At 61.5% G+C, this 24,012-nt stretch carries 13 protein-coding genes; 12 read left to right on the top strand and 1 reads right to left on the bottom strand.

Annotated features, from left to right (window positions below):
• Positions 1–40: 40 nt before the first annotated feature.
• The 11 genes from AB1286_RS26620 to sctT all read left to right on the top strand — a co-directional run bounded on the left by AB1286_RS26620 (position 41) and on the right by sctT (position 20,846).
• Positions 41–12,514: an SDR family NAD(P)-dependent oxidoreductase gene (locus AB1286_RS26620; RefSeq protein WP_430366213.1), complete on the top strand. Its 12,474-nt coding sequence runs from the start codon at positions 41–43 to the stop codon at positions 12,512–12,514.
• A gap of 245 nt (positions 12,515–12,759) precedes the next feature.
• The gene (gene accD / locus AB1286_RS26615; RefSeq protein WP_430366212.1) at positions 12,760–13,641 is read left to right on the top strand and encodes an acetyl-CoA carboxylase, carboxyltransferase subunit beta; all 882 of its coding nucleotides are present in this window, start codon (positions 12,760–12,762) and stop codon (positions 13,639–13,641) included.
• Between the two features lie 129 nt (positions 13,642–13,770).
• Complete coding sequence (locus AB1286_RS26610; protein ID WP_430366211.1) at positions 13,771–14,385, top strand: glutathione S-transferase family protein; 615 nt, start codon at positions 13,771–13,773, stop codon at positions 14,383–14,385.
• A gap of 157 nt (positions 14,386–14,542) precedes the next feature.
• Positions 14,543–15,124, top strand: a complete 582-nt coding sequence (locus AB1286_RS26605; RefSeq protein ID WP_430366210.1) for an HrpB1 family type III secretion system apparatus protein — start codon at positions 14,543–14,545, stop codon at positions 15,122–15,124.
• A gap of 86 nt (positions 15,125–15,210) precedes the next feature.
• Positions 15,211–15,603 carry a type III secretion protein HrpB2 gene (locus tag AB1286_RS26600; RefSeq protein ID WP_430366209.1) on the top strand — a complete coding sequence of 131 codons (393 nt, stop codon included), beginning with the start codon at positions 15,211–15,213 and terminating at the stop codon, positions 15,601–15,603.
• Positions 15,603–16,424, top strand: a complete 822-nt coding sequence (gene sctJ / locus AB1286_RS26595; RefSeq protein WP_430367326.1) for a type III secretion system inner membrane ring lipoprotein SctJ — start codon at positions 15,603–15,605, stop codon at positions 16,422–16,424. The genes AB1286_RS26600 and sctJ overlap by 1 nt, the downstream gene beginning before the upstream one ends.
• A gap of 66 nt (positions 16,425–16,490) precedes the next feature.
• Complete coding sequence (locus AB1286_RS26590; protein WP_430366208.1) at positions 16,491–17,243, top strand: type III secretion protein HrpB4; 753 nt, start codon at positions 16,491–16,493, stop codon at positions 17,241–17,243.
• Positions 17,207–18,133 (top strand): type III secretion system stator protein SctL, encoded by a 927-nt coding sequence (sctL, locus tag AB1286_RS26585; RefSeq protein ID WP_430366207.1) that lies wholly within the window; start codon positions 17,207–17,209, stop codon positions 18,131–18,133. The genes AB1286_RS26590 and sctL overlap by 37 nt, the downstream gene beginning before the upstream one ends.
• On the top strand, positions 18,130–19,491 hold the full coding sequence (sctN, locus tag AB1286_RS26580; RefSeq protein ID WP_430366206.1) for a type III secretion system ATPase SctN: 1,362 nt from the start codon (positions 18,130–18,132) through the stop codon (positions 19,489–19,491). Before sctL ends, sctN begins: the two co-directional genes overlap by 4 nt.
• Positions 19,492–19,506: 15 nt before the next feature.
• Positions 19,507–20,046 carry a hypothetical protein gene (locus tag AB1286_RS26575; RefSeq protein WP_430366205.1) on the top strand — a complete coding sequence of 180 codons (540 nt, stop codon included), beginning with the start codon at positions 19,507–19,509 and terminating at the stop codon, positions 20,044–20,046.
• A complete protein-coding gene (gene sctT, locus AB1286_RS26570) occupies positions 20,043–20,846 on the top strand; it encodes a type III secretion system export apparatus subunit SctT (RefSeq protein ID WP_430366204.1) in 804 nt (267 codons plus the stop codon). The genes AB1286_RS26575 and sctT overlap by 4 nt, the downstream gene beginning before the upstream one ends.
• Before the next feature lie 88 nt (positions 20,847–20,934).
• Here sctT and AB1286_RS26565 read toward each other — a convergent pair whose 3' ends face one another.
• Positions 20,935–22,584, bottom strand: coding sequence for a Vps62-related protein (locus AB1286_RS26565; protein WP_430366203.1), 1,650 nt, complete (start codon positions 22,582–22,584; stop codon positions 20,935–20,937).
• Positions 22,585–22,831: 247 nt separating this feature from the next.
• Here AB1286_RS26565 and AB1286_RS26560 point away from each other — a divergent pair, with 247 nt between their 5' ends.
• Positions 22,832–23,647, top strand: coding sequence for a hypothetical protein (locus tag AB1286_RS26560; protein WP_430366202.1), 816 nt, complete (start codon positions 22,832–22,834; stop codon positions 23,645–23,647).
• The last annotated feature ends 365 nt before the right edge of the window (positions 23,648–24,012 follow it).

Raw genomic sequence — 24,012 nt, 5'->3', positions numbered from 1 at the left:
GAACCAAGACGGCGTGAACATCTCAGGGCATTAAAAATTTATGAAAAAGACGGATCTCGTTCATTACTTGCTCACTCAGGTCAAGCATGATGGACTGAATAAAGAAGAGGCGATCAGTCTTGTAAAACAGTTGCGAGGATCCGCGGAAAGGAGTGCGTCCAACGCTTCCGCGCCGGTGTTGCATCCGCTCGTTCATCGAAATACGTCGGATGCGAACGAGCAGCGGTTCAGCTCCACCTTTAATGGCGAAGAGTTTTTCCTGCGCGATCACGTCGTCCAGGGGCAGCGTGTGCTGCCCGGCGTCGCGCACTTGGAGATGGCGCGCGCAGCAGTTGCGCAGGCTTCGGACTTCGCAGGCGTCGCGCTACAAGGCGTCGTCTTCGTCCGGCCGTTGGCGGTGAGCGAGGCGGGGCGAGCGGTTCATATCGCGCTGAAGCCGCGCGACGGCGGCGAAATCGACTATGAGATCTACACGCGGGCTGATGCCGATGCGCCGGCGCTCGTGCATTCGCAGGGGCGAGCGGTACGGTATGAACCGACCGAACCCGAAGTACTGCCGTTGGACGACTTGCGGGTGCGTTGTCAGGAAAAAACCGTAGACGGTGCACAGTGCTACGCCGTGTTCGATGCGCTTGGGCTCAACTACGGCGAGCGCTTCCGTGCGGTCGAATCGCTGGGTATCGGGCGAGACGAGCAGGGGCAGCTTCAGGTGCTGGCGAAGCTCGCGATGCCGGCCGGTTCGAGCGCCGCGCCCTTCGTATTGCATCCGAGCATCATGGACGCGGCGCTCCAGGCCGGGCTGGGTCTGAGCCTCGGTGAACCGAGCGAGCCCGGTCAATCCGGCGGCAAGGCCTCATTGCCGTTCGCCCTCGAGCGGTTGCGCGTCTTCGGCGCAAGTCCGTTGCGTGCTTGGGCATGGGTGAGGTATAGCGCGGGTTGTACCGCTCAGAGTCCGGTTCGCAAGCTGGACATCGATCTCGTCGATGAGCAGGGTCGCGTGTGTGTGCGTTTGGAGGGCTTTAGCTCACGGATGGTCGAGAGCGAACAGGCCGGGGCCACTGAGCAAGACCAGTCCGGTACGGAAGCCCGATCCGAGTCTTCAATCGATAAGGCGGAAACGGCGGCGCCCGCGGGTTCGCAAGAGACCGTCTCGAGCGAGCTGACCGAGAAGACCGGCCATTACTTGAAGCGGTTGTTGTCGTCGACATTGAAGCTGTCCGCCGACCGCATCGATGCCGATGCGCCGATGGAGCAATACGGGATCGATTCGATCCTGGTGCTTCAATTGACTACCGATCTGGAGAAGCGCTTCGGTCCGCTTTCGAAGACGCTGTTCTTCGAGTACCAAACGCTACGCGCATTGACCGACTATTTCGTGCAGTCGCATAGCGACCGCCTGATTGCACTGCTCGGCATCGAGAAGCGATCTCAAGCAGCTCAGCCTAGGTCGCAAGCGCCCGCTGCGCCTATGCGGACGGCGGCCCAAGCGCGCGAAAGCCGGTTCTCGGCCGCTAGCATCAAACGGGATACGCCGGCAGTGCAGAACGATATGGATATCGCGATCATCGGTGTGAGCGGGCGATATCCCGAAGCACGCAACCTCGACGTCTTTTGGGCGAATTTAAGCGAGGGGAAGGACTGCATTCGCGAGATCCCGGCCGAGCGGTGGAATCACGATCTGTATTTCGACGCCGACAAAGAGAAGCTGGGCAAGAGCTACAGCAAGTGGGGCGGATTCATCGAAGGCGTGGACGAGTTCGATCCGCTGTTCTTCAATATCTCGCCGCGCGAAGCCGAACTGATGGATCCGCAGGAGAGGCTGTTCCTGCAATGCGTGTACGAGACGCTGGAGGAGGCCGGCTACACGCGTGAGCGCTTGCGCCAGTATGACGCGCAGGGATCGGACGGCAATGTCGGCGTATTCGTCGGCGTGATGTATGAGGAATACCAGCTCTATGGCGCGCAGGAGCAAGCGCGCGGCCGCGGGCTGGCCATTCCGGGCAACGCGTCTTCCGTGGCAAATCGGGTCTCGTACTTCTGTAACTTCCACGGCCCCAGCCTAGCGGTCAACACGATGTGCTCTTCGTCGCTGACGGCGCTCCACCTAGCGTGCCAAAGCTTGCAGCGCGGCGGCTGCGAATTGGCGGTGGCCGGTGGGGTGAACGTGTCGGTGCATCCGAACAAGTATCTGCTGCTCTCGGGCGGCAAGTTCACCTCCAGCAAAGGGCGCTGCGAGAGCTTCGGTGAAGGTGGCGACGGATATGTGCCGGGTGAAGGCGTCGGTGCGGTGCTGCTCAAGCCGCTGGCGAAGGCGATTGCCGACGGCGACCATATTCACGGTGTGATCAAAGGTACGTCGATCAACCATGGCGGCAAGACCAACGGCTACTCGGTCCCGAATCCCAATGCTCAGGCGAGCGTCATTGGCCGAGCGTTGAAGAGCGCGGGGGTACATCCGCGCACGATCAGCTACATCGAAGCGCATGGCACGGGTACCGCGCTGGGCGATCCGATCGAGATCACGGGCTTGAGCAAGGCGTTCGGCCAGACCGGCGACGCAGGCCAGTATTGCGCAATCGGCTCGGCCAAATCGAACATCGGGCATTGCGAAAGCGCGGCGGGCATCGCGGGCATTACAAAAGTGCTGCTGCAAATGAAGCACAAGAAGCTGGCGCCAAGCTTGCATTCGGAAACGCTCAATCCGAACATCGACTTCAAGAAGACGCCGTTCGTCGTGCAGCAAGAGCTGGGGGAATGGAAGCGGCCGGTGGTATCGATCGATGGCGGCCCTGCGCGCGAATATCCGCGCATCGCGGGGATTTCTTCGTTTGGTGCGGGCGGATCGAACGCGCACGTCATTCTTGAGGAGTACATCCCGAGCGACGAGGCGCGTGAGGTGGTGCCGGTGTCGTCGGCGAGGCCGGCGGTGGTGGTGCTGTCGGCTAAGAACGATGATCGTTTGAAAGACCAAGTCCGCCAACTGCTGGAGGTCTTCGAATCCGGCGACTTGAGCGATGCAGACTTGGCCGACGTGGCATACACGCTGCAAGTAGGCCGAGAGGCGATGGAATCGCGCGTGGGACTACTCGTCGATTCGATGGATGCGCTCAAGCATAAGCTACAAGCGGTTCTCAACGGTCAGGACGTAGACGACGTCTACACCGGTCAAGCGAAACGCAACAAGGAGGCGCTGGGTCTATTCGCGGGCGACGAGGACTTCCAGCAAGCGATCGAGTCATGGGTGGCCAAAGGCAAACACGGCAAGCTGCTTGAGTTGTGGACCAAGGGCATGACCATCGACTGGGACGCGCTTTACGCCGATGCGAAACCGCACCGCGTCAGTTTGCCGACCTATCCTTTTGCGAAGGAGCGGTACTGGATCCCGGTGACGAAGGAGCAAACCGCGATAGCCGGCGCCAAACTGCATCCGCTGCTCCATCAAAATACGTCGGACTTTAGCGAACAACGCTTCAGCTCGACGTTCACAGGCGACGAGTTTTTCCTGCGCGATCACATCGTGCAGGGACAGCGTATGCTGCCCGGCGTCGCGCATTTGGAAATGGCGCGGGCCGCCATTGAGAAAACGACGGGTGCCGCAAGCATCACCCTAGCGCAAGTAGCCTTCGTGCGTCCGCTGGCCGTGGGCGAGGCCGGAGAGGAGGTTCACGTTGCGTTGATGCCGCAGGACGATGGCGACATCGAATACCAAATCTACACGCTGGGGCAAGAAGACGCGGAACCGATCGTGCATTCGCAGGGGCATGCGGTCCTGAATGAAGCGATGCAGGCCGAGTCTGTGGATTTGGCGGCACTACGCGACCAATGTCAGGACAAGCGCATAGACGGCGCTCAGTGCTATGCGGCGTTCGAGGCTTTGGGATTGCGTTACGGCGCGAGTTTCCGTGGGATCGAGGCGTTAGACCTCGGCCAATCTCACCAGGGCCAGCCGCAGGTGCTTGCGAAGCTGACGATGCCGGCAGGCCTAAGCGTCGAGCCGTTCATGTTGCATCCGAGCGTGATGGATGCCGCATTGCAGGCCTCGATGGGTTTGAGTCTTGGCGAGCCGGGGGGCAAGGCCTCTCTGCCGTTCGCCATCGGCGAAGTGAGCGTTCTGCGCCCCTGCCCGTCTCAGGCGTGGGCGTGGGTCCGCTATAGCGCGGGTAGTACGGCGCAAAGCCCGGTGCGAAAGCTCGATATCGACGTCATGGACGAAGACGGCAGGGTTTGCGTGCAACTGCGAGATTTCAGCCTCCGCACGGTGGATCCGGCGGTGGCGGCGAAATCCTCCAACATCGGCACACTCCTGCTTAAGCCCGAATGGCGCGCACAGGCGATCGATACGCCGGCGCCGCGCGCCTATACGCAGCGTCGGGTCGTGCTTGCTCAGGAATTCGCTGATTTGGCCGACGCTCTAAAGGCGCGGTTGCCGCAGGCCGATTACGACATATTGCGCGGCGAAGGTCCTCTTGCGGTGCGCTACGAATCGGCAACGACGCAGATGCTAGCGTTGCTGCAATCGATGTTGCAGCCCAGCCCACGCGGCGACGTGCTGTTGCAGGTTGTTATCGCCGACGAAGGCGAAGCTCAGTTGTTGGCAGGCTTATCGGGCCTACTGAAAACCGCGCGTCAAGAAAATCCGAAGTTGATCGGGCAACTGATCGGCGTGAGCAAGCAAGCGAATGCCGAGCAAGTCGCCGCGGCGCTGCACGAGAACGCGGCAAGCCCGCAAGACGTGCGAGTACGTTATGTCGATGGGCAACGGCAAGTCGTCGGTCTAGCCAAATTGAGCGCAGGACCGGCCGATAACGCAAACGCATTGCTCTGGCGCGATGCCGGCGTTTACTTGATCACCGGCGGCGCCGGAGGATTGGGGCTTGTTTTCGCGCGCGAGATTGCGCTGCGCGCCAAGGCACCGGTGCTCGTGCTGAGCGGCCGTTCGCCGTTGGATGACCGTAAGCAATCGCAGCTCGACGAGTTGCGCGCATTGGGTGCCACGGTCGCGTACCGGCAAGCGGACATCGCCGACGCGCTGACGGTGCAAGGTTTGGTGGACAGGATCGTCGACGAGTTCGGCGCGTTGCATGGCATCGTGCATAGCGCGGGCGTAATCGAGGACAACTTCTTGCTGAAGAAGACGCCGGCCGAAATGAGCGCGGTGTTGGCGCCGAAGGTGTCGGGGCTGGTCGCGCTCGATGAAGCCACGAAGGCGATAGCGCTCGATTGGCTGGTGTTGTTCTCCTCGCTCGCGGGCGCGCTGGGCAATGTCGGGCAGGCGGATTACGCGGCAGCCAATGCCTTCATGGATAGCTACGCGGCGTACCGAAATAGTTTGGTCGCGGCCGGGCAGCGCCATGGGCATTCGGTTTCGTTGAACTGGCCGCTGTGGGCCGACGGCGGCATGCGGGTAGATGCCGCCGTGCGGGAGCGAATCGAGGCGGGCGGGTTTCATGCGCTCGAAACGTCCTTGGGGATTCAGGCGTTTTACGACGCTTTCGCTTCGGGGCAGTCACAAATCGTGGTGTTGGCGGGCAAGGTGAAGCAACTGGAGTCGATGTTCTTGCCGCCGTCGGATGCCGCGCCCGTCTCGGAGCGCCCGGTATCGAACCAGGCTAGCTCGGTGACCACTAACGCGGACGATTTGACCGAGAGGGCCGCTCAATATCTGAAGCGGCTCCTGTCATCGACATTGAAGTTGCCGGCAGACCGGATCGATGGGGATGCGCCTCTGGAGCAATACGGGATCGATTCGGTCTTGGTCCTGCAACTGACGTCTGAACTCGAAAAACATTTTGGTTCGCTCTCGAAGACGCTGTTCTTCGAGTATCAAACGCTGGGCGCGTTGGCCGAGTACTTCGTACAGTCGCATCGTGATCGGTTGGTCGCATTGCTGGGTGTGGACACGCGTGGCGAAACGGCGCGGCCGGTAGCGGTCGAGCCGCGTGCAATGCCCGCTGTCGCGGGTAGCCGCGTACGTACGAGCCGTTTCGCGCCTCGCAGTGCTAAGCGCGAACAAGCGGCGCCTGTCTCGAACGATATGGACATCGCCATTATCGGGATTAGCGGCCGATACCCCGATGCGCGCAATCTCGATGCGTTCTGGTCGAATCTGAGCGAGGGCAAGGATTGCATTCGCGAGATTCCCGGCGAGCGCTGGGATCATGGGCTGTATTTCGACCCCGACAAAGAAAAGCTGGGCAAGAGCTACAGCAAGTGGGGCGGGTTTATGGAGGGCGTGGATCAATTCGATCCGCTGTTCTTCAATATCTCGCCGCGTGAAGCCGAACTCATGGATCCGCAAGAGCGCCTGTTCCTGCAATGTGTGTACGAGACGTTGGAAGATGCGGGCTATACGCGGGAGCGCTTGCGGCAGTACCAAGGGCTTGGGCTAGAGGGCAATGTCGGCGTGTTCGTCGGCGTGATGTACGAGGAATACCAACTCTATGGCGCACAGGAGCAAGTGCGTGGCCGTGGGTTGGCGATTTCGGGCAGCGCTTCGTCGATCGCGAACCGGGTGTCGTACTTCTGCAATTTCCACGGGCCCAGCTTGGCGCTCGACACGATGTGCTCGTCGTCACTGACCGCGCTGCACTTGGCTTGCCACAGCTTGCAACGTGGTGGATGTGAGTTGGCTGTGGCTGGTGGGGTGAATGTCTCGGTGCATCCGAACAAGTATCTGCTGCTCTCGGGCGGCAAGTTCACCTCCAGCAAGGGGCGCTGCGAGAGCTTCGGTGAAGGCGGCGATGGGTATGTGCCGGGTGAGGGCGTCGGTGCGGTGCTGCTCAAGCCGCTGGCGAAGGCGATTGCGGATGGCGATCAAATTCATGGCGTGATCAAGGGCACGGCGATCAACCATGGGGGCAAGACCAACGGCTACTCGGTGCCGAACCCGAATGCGCAGGCGAGTGTGATCAGCCAAGCGTTGAAGAGCTCGGGCGTGGATCCGCGCACGATCAGCTACATCGAGGCACACGGCACGGGTACATCGTTGGGCGATCCGATCGAGATTACGGGCTTGAGCAAGGCGTTCGGCCAAACCGGCGACGCAGGCCAGTACTGCGCAATTGGTTCGGCCAAATCGAATATTGGGCATTGCGAGAGTGCGGCGGGCATTGCGGGTATTACGAAAGTGCTGCTGCAAATGAAGCACAAGAAGCTGGTGCCGAGCTTGCATTCGGAAACGCTCAATCCGAACATCGACTTCAAGAAGACGCCGTTCGTCGTGCAGCAAGAGCTGGGGGAATGGAAGCGGCCGGTGCTCTCAATCGACGGCGGCCCGGCGCGTGAATATCCACGTATTGCGGGCGTTTCTTCGTTCGGTGCAGGTGGATCGAACGCGCACGTCATTCTGGAGGAGTACATCCCGAGCGACGAGGCACGTGTGGTGGTGCCGGTATCGTCGGCGCGGCCGGCGGTGGTGGTGCTGTCGGCTAAGAACGAAGATCGTTTGAAAGACCAAGTTCGCCAACTGCTGGAGGCGGTGGAATCGGGCAAGCTGACCGATGCGGATCTGGCCGACGTGGCATACACGCTGCAAGTAGGCCGCGAAGCAATGGAATCGCGCGTGGGGCTGCTTGTCGACTCGGTCGATGCACTCAAGCATAAGCTGCAAGCGATCCTCAACGGTCAGGACGCGGAGGATGTCCACACCGGTCAAGCGAAACGCAACAAGGATGCGCTGGGTCTATTCGCGGGCGACGAGGATCTGCAACACGCGATCGAGTCGTGGGTGGCCAAAGGCAAGTACGGCAAGCTGCTCGAGTTGTGGGTGAAGGGTTTGGTATTTGACTGGAACAAGCTCTATGACGACGTGAAACCGCGCCGCATCAGCTTGCCCACCTATCCGTTCGCGAAGGACAGGTATTGGGTGCAAGTCACAAAGGAACGTACGGCCGCAAGCGCTGCGGTATTGCATCCGCTCGTGCATCAGAACACCTCGACGTTTAACCAACAGCGTTTTAGCTCGACGTTCAAAGGGGAAGAGTTTTTCTTGCGCGACCACGTGGTTCAGGGGCAGCACGTCCTGCCAGGCGTGGCCCACTTGGAGATGGCGCGCGCTGCCGTCGCGCAAGCGGCGGATATTGCGCAAGACGAGGCGCCTTGCATCGTCCTCAAGCAAGTGGTATTCGCCCGGCCCCTCGTCGTGGGCGAAAGCGGGCAAGCGGTACATATCGCCTTGATGCCGCAAGACGGCGGCGAGATCGAGTACGAGATCTACGCGCAAGCGGATCGAAACGCCGAACCGGTGGTGTATTCACAGGGACAAGCGATCCTAGGTGTCGTCGAGCAACCCGAAGCGGTGCAATTGGATGTGCTCCGCGGCCAATGCCAAGACAAACGTGTCGACGGCGCGCAGTGCTATGCGGTGTTCGATGCGCTCGGGCTGCAATACGGCACCAGCTTCCGTGGGCTCGAAGCGCTACACCTCGGGCGAGATTCGCAGGGCCAGACGCAAGTACTTGCCAAGCTCGCGATGCAGGCGGGGGGAAGCGTGCAGCCGTTCGTTTTGCATCCGAGCATCATGGATGCCGCATTGCAAGCTTCGATGGGGCTGAGCCTGGGCGAGGCGGACGGCAAGGCGTCGTTGCCGTTCGGCTTGGAACGGCTGCAAGTTCTGAGCGCCTGTCCGTCGCAGGGCTGGGCGTGGGTGAGATATAGCGCGGGGAGCTCGGCCCAAAGCCCGGTCCGCAAGCTAGATATCGACGTCATGGACGAAAGTGGCCGAGTTTGCGTGCAGTTGGAAGGTTTCAGTCTGCGGATGATCGACGGCGCAGGCGCGACCGAAAATGCAGATCTCGGCACCCTGCTGCTCAAGCCGGAGTGGCGCACGCAGCCCGTCCAAAGCGAGCCGCCGAGGGCCTATGCGCAGCGCTGGGTGGTGCTCGGTGAAGGATTGACGGCGTTGGCCGGCGCGGTGGAAGCGCAATTGCCGCAGGCGCAGTGCGAGGTATTGCGCGGCGAAGGCGGGATTGCAGCACGCTACGAGTCGGCAACGACGCAAATGCTGGCATTGTTGCAAGTGGTCTTGCAGGCACGACCGGCGGGCGACGTACTCATGCAAGTCGTGATCGCCGACGAAGGCGAGGCTCAGTTGTTGGCGGGCTTGGCCGGCTTGCTGAAAACCGCGCGCCAGGAAAGTCCAAAGCTGATTGGACAAGTAATCAGCCTGAGCAAGCAAGCGAGCGCCGAGCAAGTGGTCGCAGCCCTGCAAGAGAACGCGGCGTCCGCGCAGGATGTGCGCGTGCGCTATCTGCAAGGACAGCGGCAGGTGGTGGAATTGGCCGAAGTGGCAATCGCCCAACCGACGCAATTGCCGTGGCGCGACGGCGGTGTTTACCTCATCACGGGCGGCGCGGGTGGACTGGGGTTGTTGTTCGCGCGCGAGATCGCACAGCGCGCACAGGCTTCAGTACTCGTCTTGAGCGGCCGTTCGCCGTTGGATGAGCGCAAGCAGTCGCAACTCGATCAACTGCGCGCGCTCGGTGCCACGGTGGTATACCGGCAAGCGGATATCGCCGATGCGCTGGTCGTCCAAGGCCTGGTGGAGGGAATCGTCGACGAATTCGGCGCATTGCATGGGATCGTGCATAGCGCGGGAGTGATCCAGGACAACGTCCTGCTCCGGAAAACGACCGCCGAGTTGAAAGCGGTGTTGGCGCCGAAGGTTTCCGGTTTGACGGCGCTCGACGAAGCGACGAAGGCGATACCGCTCGATTGGCTCATGTTGTTCTCGTCGGTGGCGGGCGCGTTCGGCAATGTGGGGCAGGCCGACTATGCGGCGGCCAACGGCTTCATGGACAGCTATGCAGCGTACCGTAACGGCTTGGTCGAGACGGGGCAGCGGCACGGGCGTACGATCTCGCTGAATTGGCCGCTATGGGCCGAGGGCGGCATGCATGTGGATGCCGCCGTGCAGGAGCGGCTGCAAACGCGCGGCATGCACGCGTTGGAAACGGCTGCGGGCATTCAGGCGCTCTATGACGCGCTTGCCGGCGGGCAATCGCAGGTGGTTGTGCTGGCCGGCGCCGTCAAACGGCTGCAATCGATGTTCCTACGGCCGCAAAAAGCGGTAGCCGCGCCTTCGGCGCCCGTCCCGGTGCCGGCGCCGCAGCCACAAGCGCGGACCCAAGCGCGGACTCAAGCGTCTACTCAAGCGTCTACTCAAGCGTCTACCCAAGCGTCTACTCAAGCGTCTACCCAAGCGTCTACCCAAGCGTCTACTCAAGCGTCTACTCAAGCGCCAGCCGAAGCGGCGATTCGTCCGGCACCGGCCGACGGCGATCTGCTCGATAAAGTGCAAGCGTCGCTGATGCAAATCGTCTCGGCCATGCTGAAGGTCGAGGTCGCCCATCTCGAACTCGACGCGGAATTGAACGAGTATGGGATCGACTCGATCGGATTCACGCAGCTGAACAATCACCTAAACCGAGCTTACCGGCTCTCCCTCGAGCCCACCGTCTTCTTCGAATACACGACGTTGGGCAGCATGGCCGAATATCTCGTGCGATCGCATGGTGCGGCGATGGCGGCCGTGTTGGCGCCCGGACAGGCCCAAGCCCAACCGGCGCCAACGGCGAACCCAAGCCCGGATCCGCGGCCGGCCCCGGCGCCCGCGCAGAGCGTCGTTTCCCCGCAACCTGCGACCTTCAGCCGCCGGCAGCGGTTCACCGCCAACGTAGCGGCGAAGGTGCCGGCGCAACCTGCGGCGCGCGAGCCCGACGCCATCGCGATCATCGGCATGAGCGGCCGGTACCCCGAAGCGCGCGACCTCGATATCTTCTGGTCGAATTTGCGCGCCGGAAAGGATTGCATCCGCGAGGTTCCGGCCGAACGCTGGGATCACGACTTGTACTTCGATCCCGACAAGGACAAGCCCGGCAAGAGCTACAGCAAATGGGGCGGCTTTATTGAAGGGGTAGACGAGTTCGACGCGCAGTTCTTCAATATTTCTCGCCAAGAAGCGGAGCTCATGGATCCGCAAGGGCGCGTTTTTCTCGAAACGATCTGGAATTTGCTCGAAGATACCGGGCATACGAGGGAGATGCTGCAAGAGCGCTACCGAAGAAAGGTTGGCTTGTATGTCGGCGCCATGTATCAAAAGCATCAATCGCAAAGCTCGATCGCCAATAAGGCTTCGTACCTGTTCGGACTTCAAGGCCCGAGCATTGCCGTCGATACGATGTCGTCGTCGTCGATGGTGGCCATCCATATGGCGTGCAAGGACTTGCTGCTCGGCGAGTGCGAGTTGGCGATCGCCGGCGGCGTCAGTTTGCCGATCGACGAGAAGAAGTTCGTTGGATTGAGCCGAGCGCAGTTGATCGGCTCCCATCCAGACAGTCGAAGCTTCGCCGACGCCGACGGTCTATTGCCCGCCGAAGGCGCCGGTGCGGTACTGCTCAAGCCTTTGTCGCGCGCCGTGGCCGACGGCGACCGCATTCTCGCCGTCATCAAATCGTCGGCCACGAACCACAGCGGCCGCTCGAGCGGTTACGCGGTGCCCAATCTCAATGCGCAAGCCGACCTCATCGAGCACGCGCTGACCAAGGGGAACATCGATCCGCGCACGATCAGCTATGTGGAAGCGGCCGCCAACGGTTCGCTGTTGGGCGATCCGATCGAGGTTGCCGCACTGAACAAGGCATTCCGCAAGTTCACGGCGGATCAGCAGTTCTGCGCGATCGGCTCCGTCAAGTCGAACATGGGACATGCGGAAGCCGCCTCGGGTGTGTCGCAGCTCGCGAAGGTCGTCCTGCAATTGCGCCACAAGCAACTCGTGCCCTCGATCAAAGCCGAAAAGCTCAATCCGAATCTGAGTTTCGAGGGCACGCCGTTTCACTTGCAGCAGGCGTTGCAGGACTGGCCGCAGCCGGTTGTAGAAATCGACGGCGAACGGCGCGAGGTGCCTCGCCGCGCCATGATCAATTCGTTTGGCGCCGGTGGTTCCTATGCCAATCTGATCGTCGAGGAATATGTCGCCGAATCGGTGCCGCCGCAAACGCCGGTGGGCACGGACGACGGCCCCGTGGCAGTCGTGTTGTCGGCGAAAACGCAAGATAGGCTCAAGGCGGTGGTGCGGCGGATGTTGGATCACGTGCAGGCCGACGAAGCGATTTGTCTGACCGATCTCGCCTACACGCTCCAGACGGCGCGCGAGGCGATGGAGGTGCGTGTGGCCTGGGTCGTCCAAAACCGAGACGAACTCGTGCAAGCGATGACGCAATACCTGGCGCTGCCCGAGGATGACGGTGAGGAGGCCGGAAACGGCGGGTTCGGCAGCGATACGAAGGAGCAAAGCAAAATCCGCATGCTGTTATCGGGCCGAACCGGGGAAACGCTGGTCCAGTCGCTCCTTGCTGAGCGCGATTTGGAGAAGCTCGTGCTGTTGTGGACCCAAGGCGCCAAGATCGCTTGGCACGCCTTGTATGAGGGGCAACAGGCGCGCCGGATCTCGTTGCCGACGTATCCGTTCGCCAAAATCCGGTTCCCGGCGGGCAGGGAGATCGCTCACGTTAGTTGAAGGCGGGCGGCGGCGCACCGGGATTCGACGTTCCCGGCGCGTCGCCGATAGCCGGGCGCTCAGGGCCGGAACGGGCGCGTGGCGATGGTCGAGAAAAGAAGCGGTATAATCGGCGGCCGATTTTCTTGCGAGACTCGTCCGGTAGCCGATGCGAAAAAGGGTCGTCGCACTGTGAGCTGCATCATGAATGCCGCTCATCCTGGATGAAGAGTACTGGTCAATGAAAAATAACCAAGGAGTGGCTAATGAGTTGGCTCGATAAACTGTTGCCACCGAAGATTAAGCAGACGGATCCGAAAACCCGGGGGAAGACGATTCCCGAGGGGTTGTGGGTAAAGTGTCCGTCGTGCGAAGCGGTGTTGTACCGCAACGACGTCGAGGCGAACCTGAACGTGTGCCCCAAATGTGATCATCACATGCGGATCGGCGCGCGCGCCCGCCTGGACGGCCTGCTCGATAAGGAAGGACGTTACGAGCTGGGCCAGGAAGTCGTTCCGGTCGACGCGCTCAAGTTCAAGGACAGCCGCAAGTATCCGGAACGCATCGCGCAAGCGATGAACGAAACCGGCGAAACGGATGCGCTCGTGGTGATGGGTGGGACGATCCACACGTTGCCGGTGGTGGCGGCCGTGTTCGAGTACTCGTTCATGGCTGGTACGATGGGCTCGGTGGTCGGCGAGCGTTTCGTGCGCGGCGTGCAAAACGCGCTAGAAGAGAAGGTGCCGTTCATTTGCGTGGCTTCTTCGGGCGGCGCTCGCATGCAGGAAAGTCTGCTTTCGCTGATGCAGATGGCGAAAACGACGGTCATGCTGACGAAGCTTTCGGAAGCGAAGCTGCCGTTTATTTCGGTATTGGCGGATCCGACCACGGGCGGCGTATCGGCCAGCTTCGCCTTCCTCGGCGACGTCGTGATCGCGGAACCGAAGGCATTGGTGTGTTTTGCCGGCCCGCGCGTGATCGAGCAAACCGTGCGCGAGAAGCTGCCGGAAGGCTTCCAACGCTCCGAGTTCCTGCAACAAAAGGGCGCGATCGATATGATCGTCGATCGTCGCAAGATGCGCGACGAAATCGCCAGCCTGCTCGCATTGTTGCAACATCAACCCGCCGACGTGGTGACTGCGTCGTAATAACGCGGTAATCGGTGTCGCCAGGCGCGTTCGTTGAACTAGCCTGGTGACGCGCGTTGGCGCCGTGGGTTTAACGATTGCTTCATGAAGTAATCGGGCGGCAAGCAAACTCTATTCGCTAGGACTCGCATGCTGCTCTATGCAAACTCGGAATCGGGCCATTCCTACAAGGTCAGGTCGCTTCTGTTGCTGGCGGACATTGCGCACGAGTATCGCTGGATCGACCTCGATACGCCGCGAAGCGAGCGTCCTGCGGAATTTGTCGCGGCGAGCAAGTTCGGCGAAGTGCCTGTCCTCGTCGACGACGGACGAGCGCTCTGTCAATCCAACGCGATTCTGATTTACCTCGCGCAAAAGTTTGGTGTTTTCCGCGGTGAGCCTTCGGACTGGCAGTCCATTTTGGAATGGCTATCGTGGGAAACGAACCGAATCGGTTTTAGCGTTCCCAATTTGCGATTTTCCCTGCGGTGGGACAAACAGCCGCCCGATGTCTTGTCGTATTTGCAACGCCGTGCGATTGCCGATTTGCAAACGCTCGATCAATTTCTTTCGTCGTCCGAATATCTAGTGCAGTCGGGGCCGTCGATCGCCGATATCAGTTGCTCGGCGTATTTGTTCTGGCTCTCGCAGGCCGGCATCGCCGAAGCCGAGTTTCCGAACGTGCGGCGTTGGTTGTCGTCGTTGAGCAAGCTGCCGCGGTGGCGTCACCCCGACGAGGCGCTTGCCCGTCCTGCCGAGTACTGAGCCTTCGGCACCTTGGTGCTAAAGTCGCCCGCGAAGGGCAGCCCGAGCTCCTTCGCAATCCTACCCCTCGCTTCGCACCACCCCGCAGTCTCCGTCTTCGCGATTGTTACCTTCCTCGTGTGGCCGGCCGTCGGCTACGCATCCTGGGGGAATGGACATGAGCGAATTGAAGGACTATGTGAATTGCGGCGATGAAATCCTGCGCGGCTTCGTCGAAGTGCTGAACCTTGCGTTGATCGACAAATTCCCGCGTACCCGCGTCGACCACGACGAGCTGGACAATATGATCGCCGCGCTGCGGTTGCTCTGCGAACCGGTGCCGGAACTCGACATGATCGCGGGCCGCATGCTCATCGTGCGCGGAGACTGGATCGCGGCCACGCACGTGTTTCGCGAGCTGGCAGAGAAAGGGCACTGCCTGCCGAATAGCCGCGCCATGCAAATCTATTGCATGAGCGAAAACAACGACGCCGACTGGCGCGTCGAAGCCCATCAAATGCTACAGGACGAAACGTCGCCCGACGCGCTTCGCCTGATCCGCACCGTCGTCGCTCGCAACGACTTGAATCGCGCGATCGATGCGTCCAAGACGACGGGCGAATTCGAATTTCCCGATTCACTGAAAAAGCTCGTCGCCGAGCGCCAGCAGCGTGAAGCCGAAGAAGCCGTTCAGGCTCAGCCCGTGCCGACCGCCATGGACCCGTCGCTGATGATGGGCAACCAATACATGCGTCTGTAACCCACGCGAATCCCCGATTCGCACGGTTCGACAACGCACGAAGGACGGCGAGCGCGCCTGGTCGCTCAGCCATCCCGGGAGCCATCATGGATCAAATGTTCGTTTCGATGCACTTACAGCAGCTGCTGGCGCACGAGACTGCCGCGAGTGCGCCGAGCTCGCCGCAAACGCAGCAGCTCGCCGATAAATTCGCGGCGCTCTACGATCGCGGCCACATGGCGCCGCCGCAGGCCCACGGGATGGATACCGAGACGATGATCTCGAAGATCGTCCGCGATCAGGACGTTGCCACGCAAGCCGTGACCAACGATGCGCTGTACATGATTCATTCGATGCCGCAGATGACGATGCAGCAAAGCTTCGCCGCCGAGACGCAGGTCATGATGGAAGCGTCGGGCTTGCAATGCGACATGCAAGTGAAGCTGGCCGTCGTCACGTCGACCAAAGACGCCATCGGCACGCTCATGAGGAATCAATGATGAAGATCGGACGGCTCGTTGCGCGCCTCGCTACGGCTCATCGCAGGCGCGCCGTCACGCTTGCCTGCATCGCGATCGTGCTGTCGCTCGCCGCTTGTCGCAAGGAGTTGTACGGCGGCCTCAGCGAGCGCGATGCGAACGAGATCGACGTCGCATTGCTGGAGGAGGGGGTCGATGCGCAAAAGGCCAGTCCCGATGGCGGCAAGACCTGGTCGGTCGAGGTCGACGACAAACAGATGGTGCGTGCGATGGAGGTCTTGCGCGCGCGCGGCTTGCCGGAGCGCAAGTACGACGACCTCGGCAATCTGTTCAAGAAAGACGGCCTCGTCTCGACGCCGACCGAGGAGCGCGTGCGCTTCATCTACGGCGTCCAGCAGGAGCTATCCGACACATTGTCGAAAATCGACGGCGTCGTCGTCGCCCGTGTGCAGATCGTGCTGCCGAATAACGATCCGCTCGCGGCCGCGATCAAACCCTCGTCCGCCTCGGTGTTCATCAAGTATCGGCCGAACGCGAACCTCGAGACGCTCACCCCACAGATCAAGAATCTCGTGGTGCACAGCGTGGAAGGGCTGACATACGACCAGGTGAGCGTGGCGTCGGTGCCGGCGGATCCGGTGCAATTCGAGCCGATGCAGCAATCGAAAAGCAACTGGCTCGTCGTGACGGCACTCTGCGCGTTTTTCCTGTGCGGCGCCGCACTGCTCGTGCTGATCAAGCGTCAGGCCTTGCTCGAAGGCCCAGCCGGACAATGGATCGAACGCATCAAGCGTAAGCGCGATGGCGATGCAGGCAACGCTCAGGCCGCGGCCGATGCCTGATGGGGTCGATATTCGCCCATCGGCGATCGAGCGAATGCCGGGAATCCCGTCAGGCCGGAGAAAGCGATGCAAGTCGATATGAATGTGCGGAGCCCGGCCGGCATGGCGGCAGCTTGGCTCGCCGCGCTCGAGCGGAATCAGGCCACGGCGATCGAATGGATCGACCGCTCTTGGTGGCCCGATTGGTTATCGGCCGATCTGCTCGACGCCGGCACACTCGCCCATCCCGATTGTGCGAACGCATTGGCGCGCGCGCTGGCCGTACCGCCGCTCGAGGCCGCGTCGGTTTTTGAGTACGTCGATACGCGCGAACCTTGCGACGGGCGTTCGCGCCATGGCATGGCGCTGGCCGCGTTGCCAGTAGTCGATCAGTTGCGTATCGCAAGGTTGCGCTCGCTGGTGTTTCGACGTGCAGAAGTGCGGCGCATCGTCGATCGGGACCGCCGCACGCGCTTGGCCGCCTCCCTCGGCGATGACGGCGCGGCGTTGCTCCGATGGCTCGGTGCGATTGCCGGGGCCCCGGAGATCTCGGCGCTGCGACGAACCCTCGGTATCGGGCCGCTCGAATCGCTCGATGAGACTGGGCTGGCGTGGGAGGGTTACTGCTTGTTCGAACGCGACGGCCTACTGATCAGCGGCAGCGCGCATAGCGCGCTGCTTCGCCTCGCGTTGCCGCGTGCGTTGTCGTCCCCTGCGTGGCTCGAGCGCTGCGCACCCGGCCTCGATGCCGACGGCGGCGAGCTCGTGTTGAGCCGCTTGCCTCTCTTGTTTCCGGAGCTTGCATGGTCATTTGGCTGCGAAATCCCCACGTCGAACTGAACGGCGAGGTGCGTGCATTGGCCGATATTGGCCTGGTCGAAGAGGGCGACATCGTACGGCGCGAGGTCTACGCCAGCGTCGTGGCCCTAGACGAAGCGGGCGAGGCTTGCCGTCGCGAGCACGAGGCGGTCTTGGCCGAAGCACAGCGGCGTGCGAGCGAGATCGTCGAGCGCGCCGAGCAAGAAGCGCTTGTTCTGATCGAGCAAGCACAGCAGGAATATACCGATGCCGAGCGGCGCGGTTACGAGGCCGGCACGACGCAGGCAATCGGCGATTGGCATGCACGTGTTGCGCAGCATGCCAGCGAGCAGCGCGATATGCACGTCTTGTTGCGCGAGCGTCTGGCCGAGCTCGTCGTGATGGCCGTCGAGCAGATCGTGCGCAGCGAGGATACCGGTGCGCTATTCGCGCGATCGACGACGGCGCTCGATCGCATCGCCGAAGGTTGCAGCTATCTCAAGGTGCGCGTGCATCCCGACGAATACGAATCGGCCGCCCTCGAATTCAGCCGCTTTGCCGACGAGCGCCGCGCGCGCGGCAGGATGGCGCCGGTTACTGTCGTCGCCGATCGCGAGTTGGCGCCCGGCGCTTGCATCTGCGAATCCGATTTGGGGATGGTCGATGCAAGCCTTGCGACGCAACTGGCGGCCGTTCGCGCCGCGGTGGAGCGCGCTCTGGAACGCGAAACGGCCACCGTATCGGTACATGCACTCGGAAGCGGCAGTGGCGCCGATGCCGGCGACATCGACGAAAGTCACTCGATCCACGACGACCCTATGCCGACCGAGCAAGCGCAGGTGCTTGAAATCACGGAAGACATAGGCCGCGACGCGATCCGCGCAGCGCCCGAGGGCGATCCGATGCTCGACGCTGAAGAGGAGGCGGTATGACCGACACGACCGTCACTGCCACGTCCTTGCCGGAGACGTTGCAGGGCTTGCGCGGCTTCGCCGCCGCGATCGAATCCGAGCTGCGGGCGCGTCCGCATTTGGAGCCGCGCGGTAAGGTGCTCGAGGTCATCGGCACGCTTGTCCGCGTGACGGGGATCGACGTCAGGCTCGGGGAACTGTGCGAGTTGCGCACGTCCTCGGGCGCTTTGCTGCAAAACGCCGAAGTGGTGGGTTTTTCTCGTGACGTAGCGATCCTTTCTCCGTTCGGCCGCCTAGGCGATATATCGCGGGAGACGCAGGTGATCGGATTGAAGCGGCCGCTGTCGGTTCCGGTCGGCGATGGGCTGCTCGGTCGCGTCATCGATAGCTTAGGACTGCCGATCGACGAACGGGGACCGCTCGCGTGCGACGACTACCGCCCGATCTTCGCCGATCCGCCGAGTCCGATGAGCCGGCCGTTGCTCGAAAAGAGCTTGCCGACGGGCGTGCGCATCGTCGACGGCTTGATGACGCTCGGCGAAGGGCAGCGTATGGGCATCTTCGCGCCTGCCGGTGTCGGCAAAAGTACGCTGATGGGCATGTTCGCACGCGGCGCGCGGTGCGATATCAATGTCATCGCGCTGATCGGCGAGCGCGGACGCGAAGTGCGCGAATTCGTCGAGCAGATCCTCGGGCCGGACGGGATGGCGCGGTCGGTCGTCGTGTGCGCCACGTCGGATCGCTCCTCGATCGAGCGCGCGAAGGCCGCATATGTGGCGACGGCCGTTGCCGAGTACTTCCGCGATCGCGGCATGAGCGTGTTGCTGATGATGGATTCGCTGACGCGCTTCGCACGCGCGCAGCGCGAGATTGGCCTGGCCGCGGGCGAGCCGCCTACCCGGCGCGGCTTTCCGCCCTCGATTTTCGCCGAGCTGCCGCGGCTGCTCGAGCGCGCGGGCTTGTCGGCGAAAGGGTCGATCACGGCGCTTTACACGGTCCTGGCCGAGGACGAATCGGGCGGCGATCCGATCGCGGAAGAGGTACGCGGGATTCTCGACGGCCACATGATTTTGTCGCGTGAAATTGCCGCGCGCAATCAGTACCCGGCCATCGACGTACTCGGCAGCCTATCGCGCGTCATGCCGCAGGTGACGTCGCGCGAGCATATGGATCGCGCGGGGCATGTGCGGCGTCTGATGGCCAAGTACAAGGAAATCGAGACGTTGCTTCAGGTGGGCGAGTACAAGGACGGCAGCGATCCGCTGGCCGACGAAGCGATCGCGAAAATGGAAGCGATTCGCGGGTTCCTCAATCAGAGGACCGACGAGTTCGTCGACCCTTCGGCGACGTTCGACGCACTCTCACGGCTACGTGGTTAACGGTGTGCATGCCAGATGAAAGATAGGCGAATCACGGCTTTGAAAGTCATGCTTGCGCGCCGGCGCCGGCTCGACGAAACGCTCCGGGAATCGCTGGCCGCGCAGCGTGCGGCGCATACGGCGTTGGCGCAGCGCGAGGCGCAGGCCAAGGCGGACGTCGACGTCCAAGCAGCGGAGCTGGCCGAATACGACAAGCGGCTGCGGGACATGCTCTCGAGCCGTGCTCCGCTCAGCATCCCGCTCTTTACCCATTGCGGCGAGTATCGCTCGGTCGTGGCGGAACGGCATACGGCGGCTCAGGGCGAATGGACGAAGGCGCAGAAGGTGCTGCAACAAAAGGAGTCCGAAATGATCGAGACGCGCGGGCAGATCCTACGCAATGAAGGCCAGATCGAAGTCTACGAACGCCGTATCGCCCATTTGAAGCTCGTGGCCGAGCAAGCGGTGGAGGATGCGCAGGACGAAGAGGTCGAGGAGAGCATGGCCGCGCGGGCGTTGCGCTTGCGCCGCGCCGATCCGGCGGTCGAGGCATCGGGCGAGACGGGAATGCGATGAACGACTTGGATTTGCAGCATCTTGGCGCGTCGCTCGATCAATTGGCGATTTTGTTCGGACTTTGCAGCGTGCGGCTACTGACGGTCATGATCGTGCTGCCGCCGACCGACCAGAACTTGATACGCGGCCCCATACGCAACGGGCTGGCGCTGCTGTGGAGCAGCGTCGTCGCATACGGGCAGCAGGCCATCATGCCGCAGTTGCACGGTCTGTTTTTGGTCGAAGTGGCCGTCAAGGAAGCGGTGATCGGGCTCGTCATCGGGTTCGCGGCGTCGACGATCTTTTGGACCGCCGAGAGTGTCGGCCAATATGTCGACGATGTCGCCGGATACAACAACGTGCAGTTGACGAACCCGACAAGCGGGCAGCAAACGACGCTGACCTCCACGCTGCTGTTGCAATGCGTGACCGCGGCATTCTGGCTGCTCGGCGGCATGTCGTTCTTGCTATCGGCGATTTACGAGTCATACCGGTGGTGGCCGCTCGCCAGCGTGACGCCGATCGCCGGCAACATCCTCGAATCGTTCGCCATGCATGAAACGGATTCGATGATGCAGACGATCGCTAAGCTCATGGCGCCGATCGTGATGATTCTCGTGCTTGTCGATCTCGGGTTCGGCATCGTCGGCAAGGCCGCGCAAAAGCTCGATATCAATTCGCTCGCGCATGCGGTCAAAGGTGCACTCGCCGTGTTGCTCGTGGCCTTGCTGATCGGTGTCGTCATCAACGAGGTGCACAGCCAGTTGGCGCTGACCGACATTTCGGCGCAGATGAGCGCGTTGCTCGGTGTGAAGCGATAGCGCGTCCCTCGGGTCTTCACGAGGGACGCGATGCGACGGTTCAGCAACTACGCGAAGTAGGCCTTACGTGACGCGGTGTGCGCTCGAATTACCGCGCCTGCTCGCGCGATAGTACCCATTGCTTGAGTTCCGGGAATTGTTCGAGTGTTTCCAATAATTTCTTAGGGGAGACTGCCGCCCCGTTGCGTAGGCAGGCAATGTGGTTTTCAAGGGACCGGAGATCGTCGTTCGACGCTTTTTCCCAGTGCGGGACGCCGACGAAGGTATGGGCATTTACGGCCACGCCCTCCTTACCCTTGAAGGTCCACAGCGTGATGCGCTGCCTTGTCGCGGTCCCCACGTCGTTCCATATTTCGTCGACGAGCTTGGTGACCGCTTCACAGAGGTCTTCATGGACGCAGGCGTAATCTTTCACCAGATCGGGCGGAATGGTGCTGTTCGCTTCGGTCGCGGGTTGAACTACGAAAACGTCTCCCAGTGCGCGATACCCGTTAGGGGGCGTAGCCCTCCAGCACGAGAAGTTATTCGTGCCGGGAAGATTCAACGACCATAAGCAGAACCAGGTATTCGGCGCCCGCAGGAGCCCCAGATCGAACGCATCCTTTAGGATAGGCGTTTTGTGTTTAGCGACGCTCTGGTGGTCCGGTTGCGCCGATTGCCCGACCCATTGAAAGCCACTGTCTACGTTCGGGTGGAAAACGGACAAATATTTCTGTGCGAACGACCATCTGTCCGTAAAGTCGTGCCCCATCGGCGGCTCTTCTATCCACACCAGCGGCGCACCGATCTGGGAGATCGACGGTAGTGTGCTCGCCATGTAAAGCTGGAAAGCGGCGGCGATTTCGTTCTTCCGGGCCTCGGTTTGCGCCAGATCCCAAATCGGCCTAAGGCTTTGGGACGTGAAGGCAGTGAGCATCGCGAACTTCAGAAGCGATCCGGCCCATTGCACATACGCGGAAGCTGTATCGTCCTCGTTCTCAATTCTGGCTGCGGCGGCCGGATCGCCGCCGACAACCCGTAGCCTCGTGTTCGACACCGATTGAAAGGTGGCGATTTGCCGCTGAAGTTCGGTTTTTTGCGAGAAGCCGATTCTGCCGAGCTTCGCATCAAGCGACGCTTTCGCAGTCTCGCTGAGGTCCATGCTGGAGTCGATCTTATAGCGGCGCGTTGCGGAGTTGTGATCTACGCGCCCGCCGAACACGCCCTCGGCGACGAAATACGCGCCGTATCGTTTGAATATTTCATTGGGGGAGACTTTAGGATCGTTCAAATCGCGCTTCACATCCGGACGCAGCTTGTCGCGCAGCACATCGGTCGGCTCAAGCGATATGATCCAAAGCCGGTGAACCAGACGCGAAGCAGAAAGGGTGATGTGGGTCACCTGCTGGTCCCGCTTTTCAAAGCTGACGTCGAGCGATGCACTAAATAGCTGATAGCCGCCTTCGACGCCGACGTCTTCGCCCAGCTGATAGCGAAACGTATCGAGATCATCGCTTATCTGCTGCTCGAAACTGACGTTGAAATCCTCTTGAACCCGCATTCCGTTCGGAAGCCGATAAGTCTGCCCGGCGATTTGCGTTTCGTAGGTCTCCGAACCGAAGTCGAACAATGGGCCACCGCCGACAAAGCTCTCAGGGGTCGCATAAACACCGTTCACGTCATAGCCGTTACCCATTGCGTGTACGCCCGGCAGCAGCAATGGGGCTTCAGCCGTTACAACTTCGCTTTCTTGCAACATAATGTGCTCCTCGGTTTGTAGGCATGCGTCATGGCCCACGGCTGCGGCGACGCCCGTTTATGGTGGCGATACTGGTTTTGTCGGGTGAGCCGCGCGGTGCATCGTCATCGCGCTAACGCCGTCGGCAATATTCATATTCAATGTCCGGCGCACGACCTTCAAGTCCAAATTTGGCATGCATTTTTCGACACCGGAAATCGACGACCGACGGTACATGCAGGCATTGCTACGACACACCGAGGTCGTGTTGAGATTGTTCGTAGGCGAGCGGCTGATCAACAAAATCTTCGCGAAGGTGTTTCAAAGCCATGCAATGGGTCGTCTCGTCATTGCGCACTTCGACTGGCGAGCGGGAGCGGGTCCACGGCCGACGCTGCGGTGGCTCGAGGAACGCTGCGGTTGCGGCCGCACGCTCGCCGCGTTCGTCGCGATCGCGCGGACGGCCCGATTGATCTACGCGGAAGCCGACCCCGAAGATGCGCGCCGTAAGCATCTCGTTCCCAGCGAGCGGATCGTGGAGGGCTTGCGCGCGTGGCTCCAACATCACCTCGAGATGGCGGTGGCATTGGGCTTGATGCCCGAGGGGGCGCATCTGCGGTTGCGTGAGGACCCCGACTACTTCGAACGCTATGTACGCGCCTCGATCATCGTCATCGACGCGATTGCGGCGCGGCGCGAGCGATTTCCGTTATGGCAATGGTTCGACGATCACGAGTGCGGCTTGCGTATTGCCTACGCGTTGCTACGCGAGCACTGCCGGGTCTGTCTTCAGGCGGAAACGCCGGTCGATGCTCCGGTTCCGCTGGAACTGACCGGCGCTGCGATCGCGCAAATGCTGGGCTTATCGAAATCGCACGTGCGTAACGTGCTCAATGGCGCGGAAAAGCTCGGCGCACTGATTCATGACGAACGTCGCCGCCATATCCGGCTATCCATTGCGTTTCTGGCCGAAGCTCGGGCGAGCTTCGTTCACTTGCTGACGTTGATGGCGCTCGCCCATCAGCGGGCCTCCGTGCTCGCCCGCGACCGCAGGCTCGAAGTGGGCCGAGACGAAAGCGCTTAGGCCGGTAGCGGTTTCCCGTTTTGGATTTTTGCATTGGTGTTCGAGCAAATGCGGGCTCGTGTGGCGCAGTTTCTCTGCCGTCCCGGGCTGCTTGTACGTGAACGCGGCCACCACCACGAAGAACCGTCTCAGCACGCGCCAGAGCCGCTTGTTTTCGATGGCGCCGCCATCTCCCGTAGATCGTGCGCATGACCGCTTTTGCGCATGGCGGCTTAGAAGGCTAGCGAGCCGGGAATGACTTCAGTGCCGGCCCGTGGCCCAGCGTGGGCAGCCTCCCCAAAGACGAATACACGAAACAGCGCGAAAGGTGCGATGCCGGCCAAACCTGGTCCTGACTTGCACAGCCATAAGGGCGACTTAAGGAT

The organism is Trinickia sp. NRRL B-1857 (assembly GCF_050470685.1).
Taxonomy (GTDB): domain Bacteria; phylum Pseudomonadota; class Gammaproteobacteria; order Burkholderiales; family Burkholderiaceae; genus Trinickia.
This window is presented reverse-complemented; position numbering and strand designations above follow the sequence as displayed.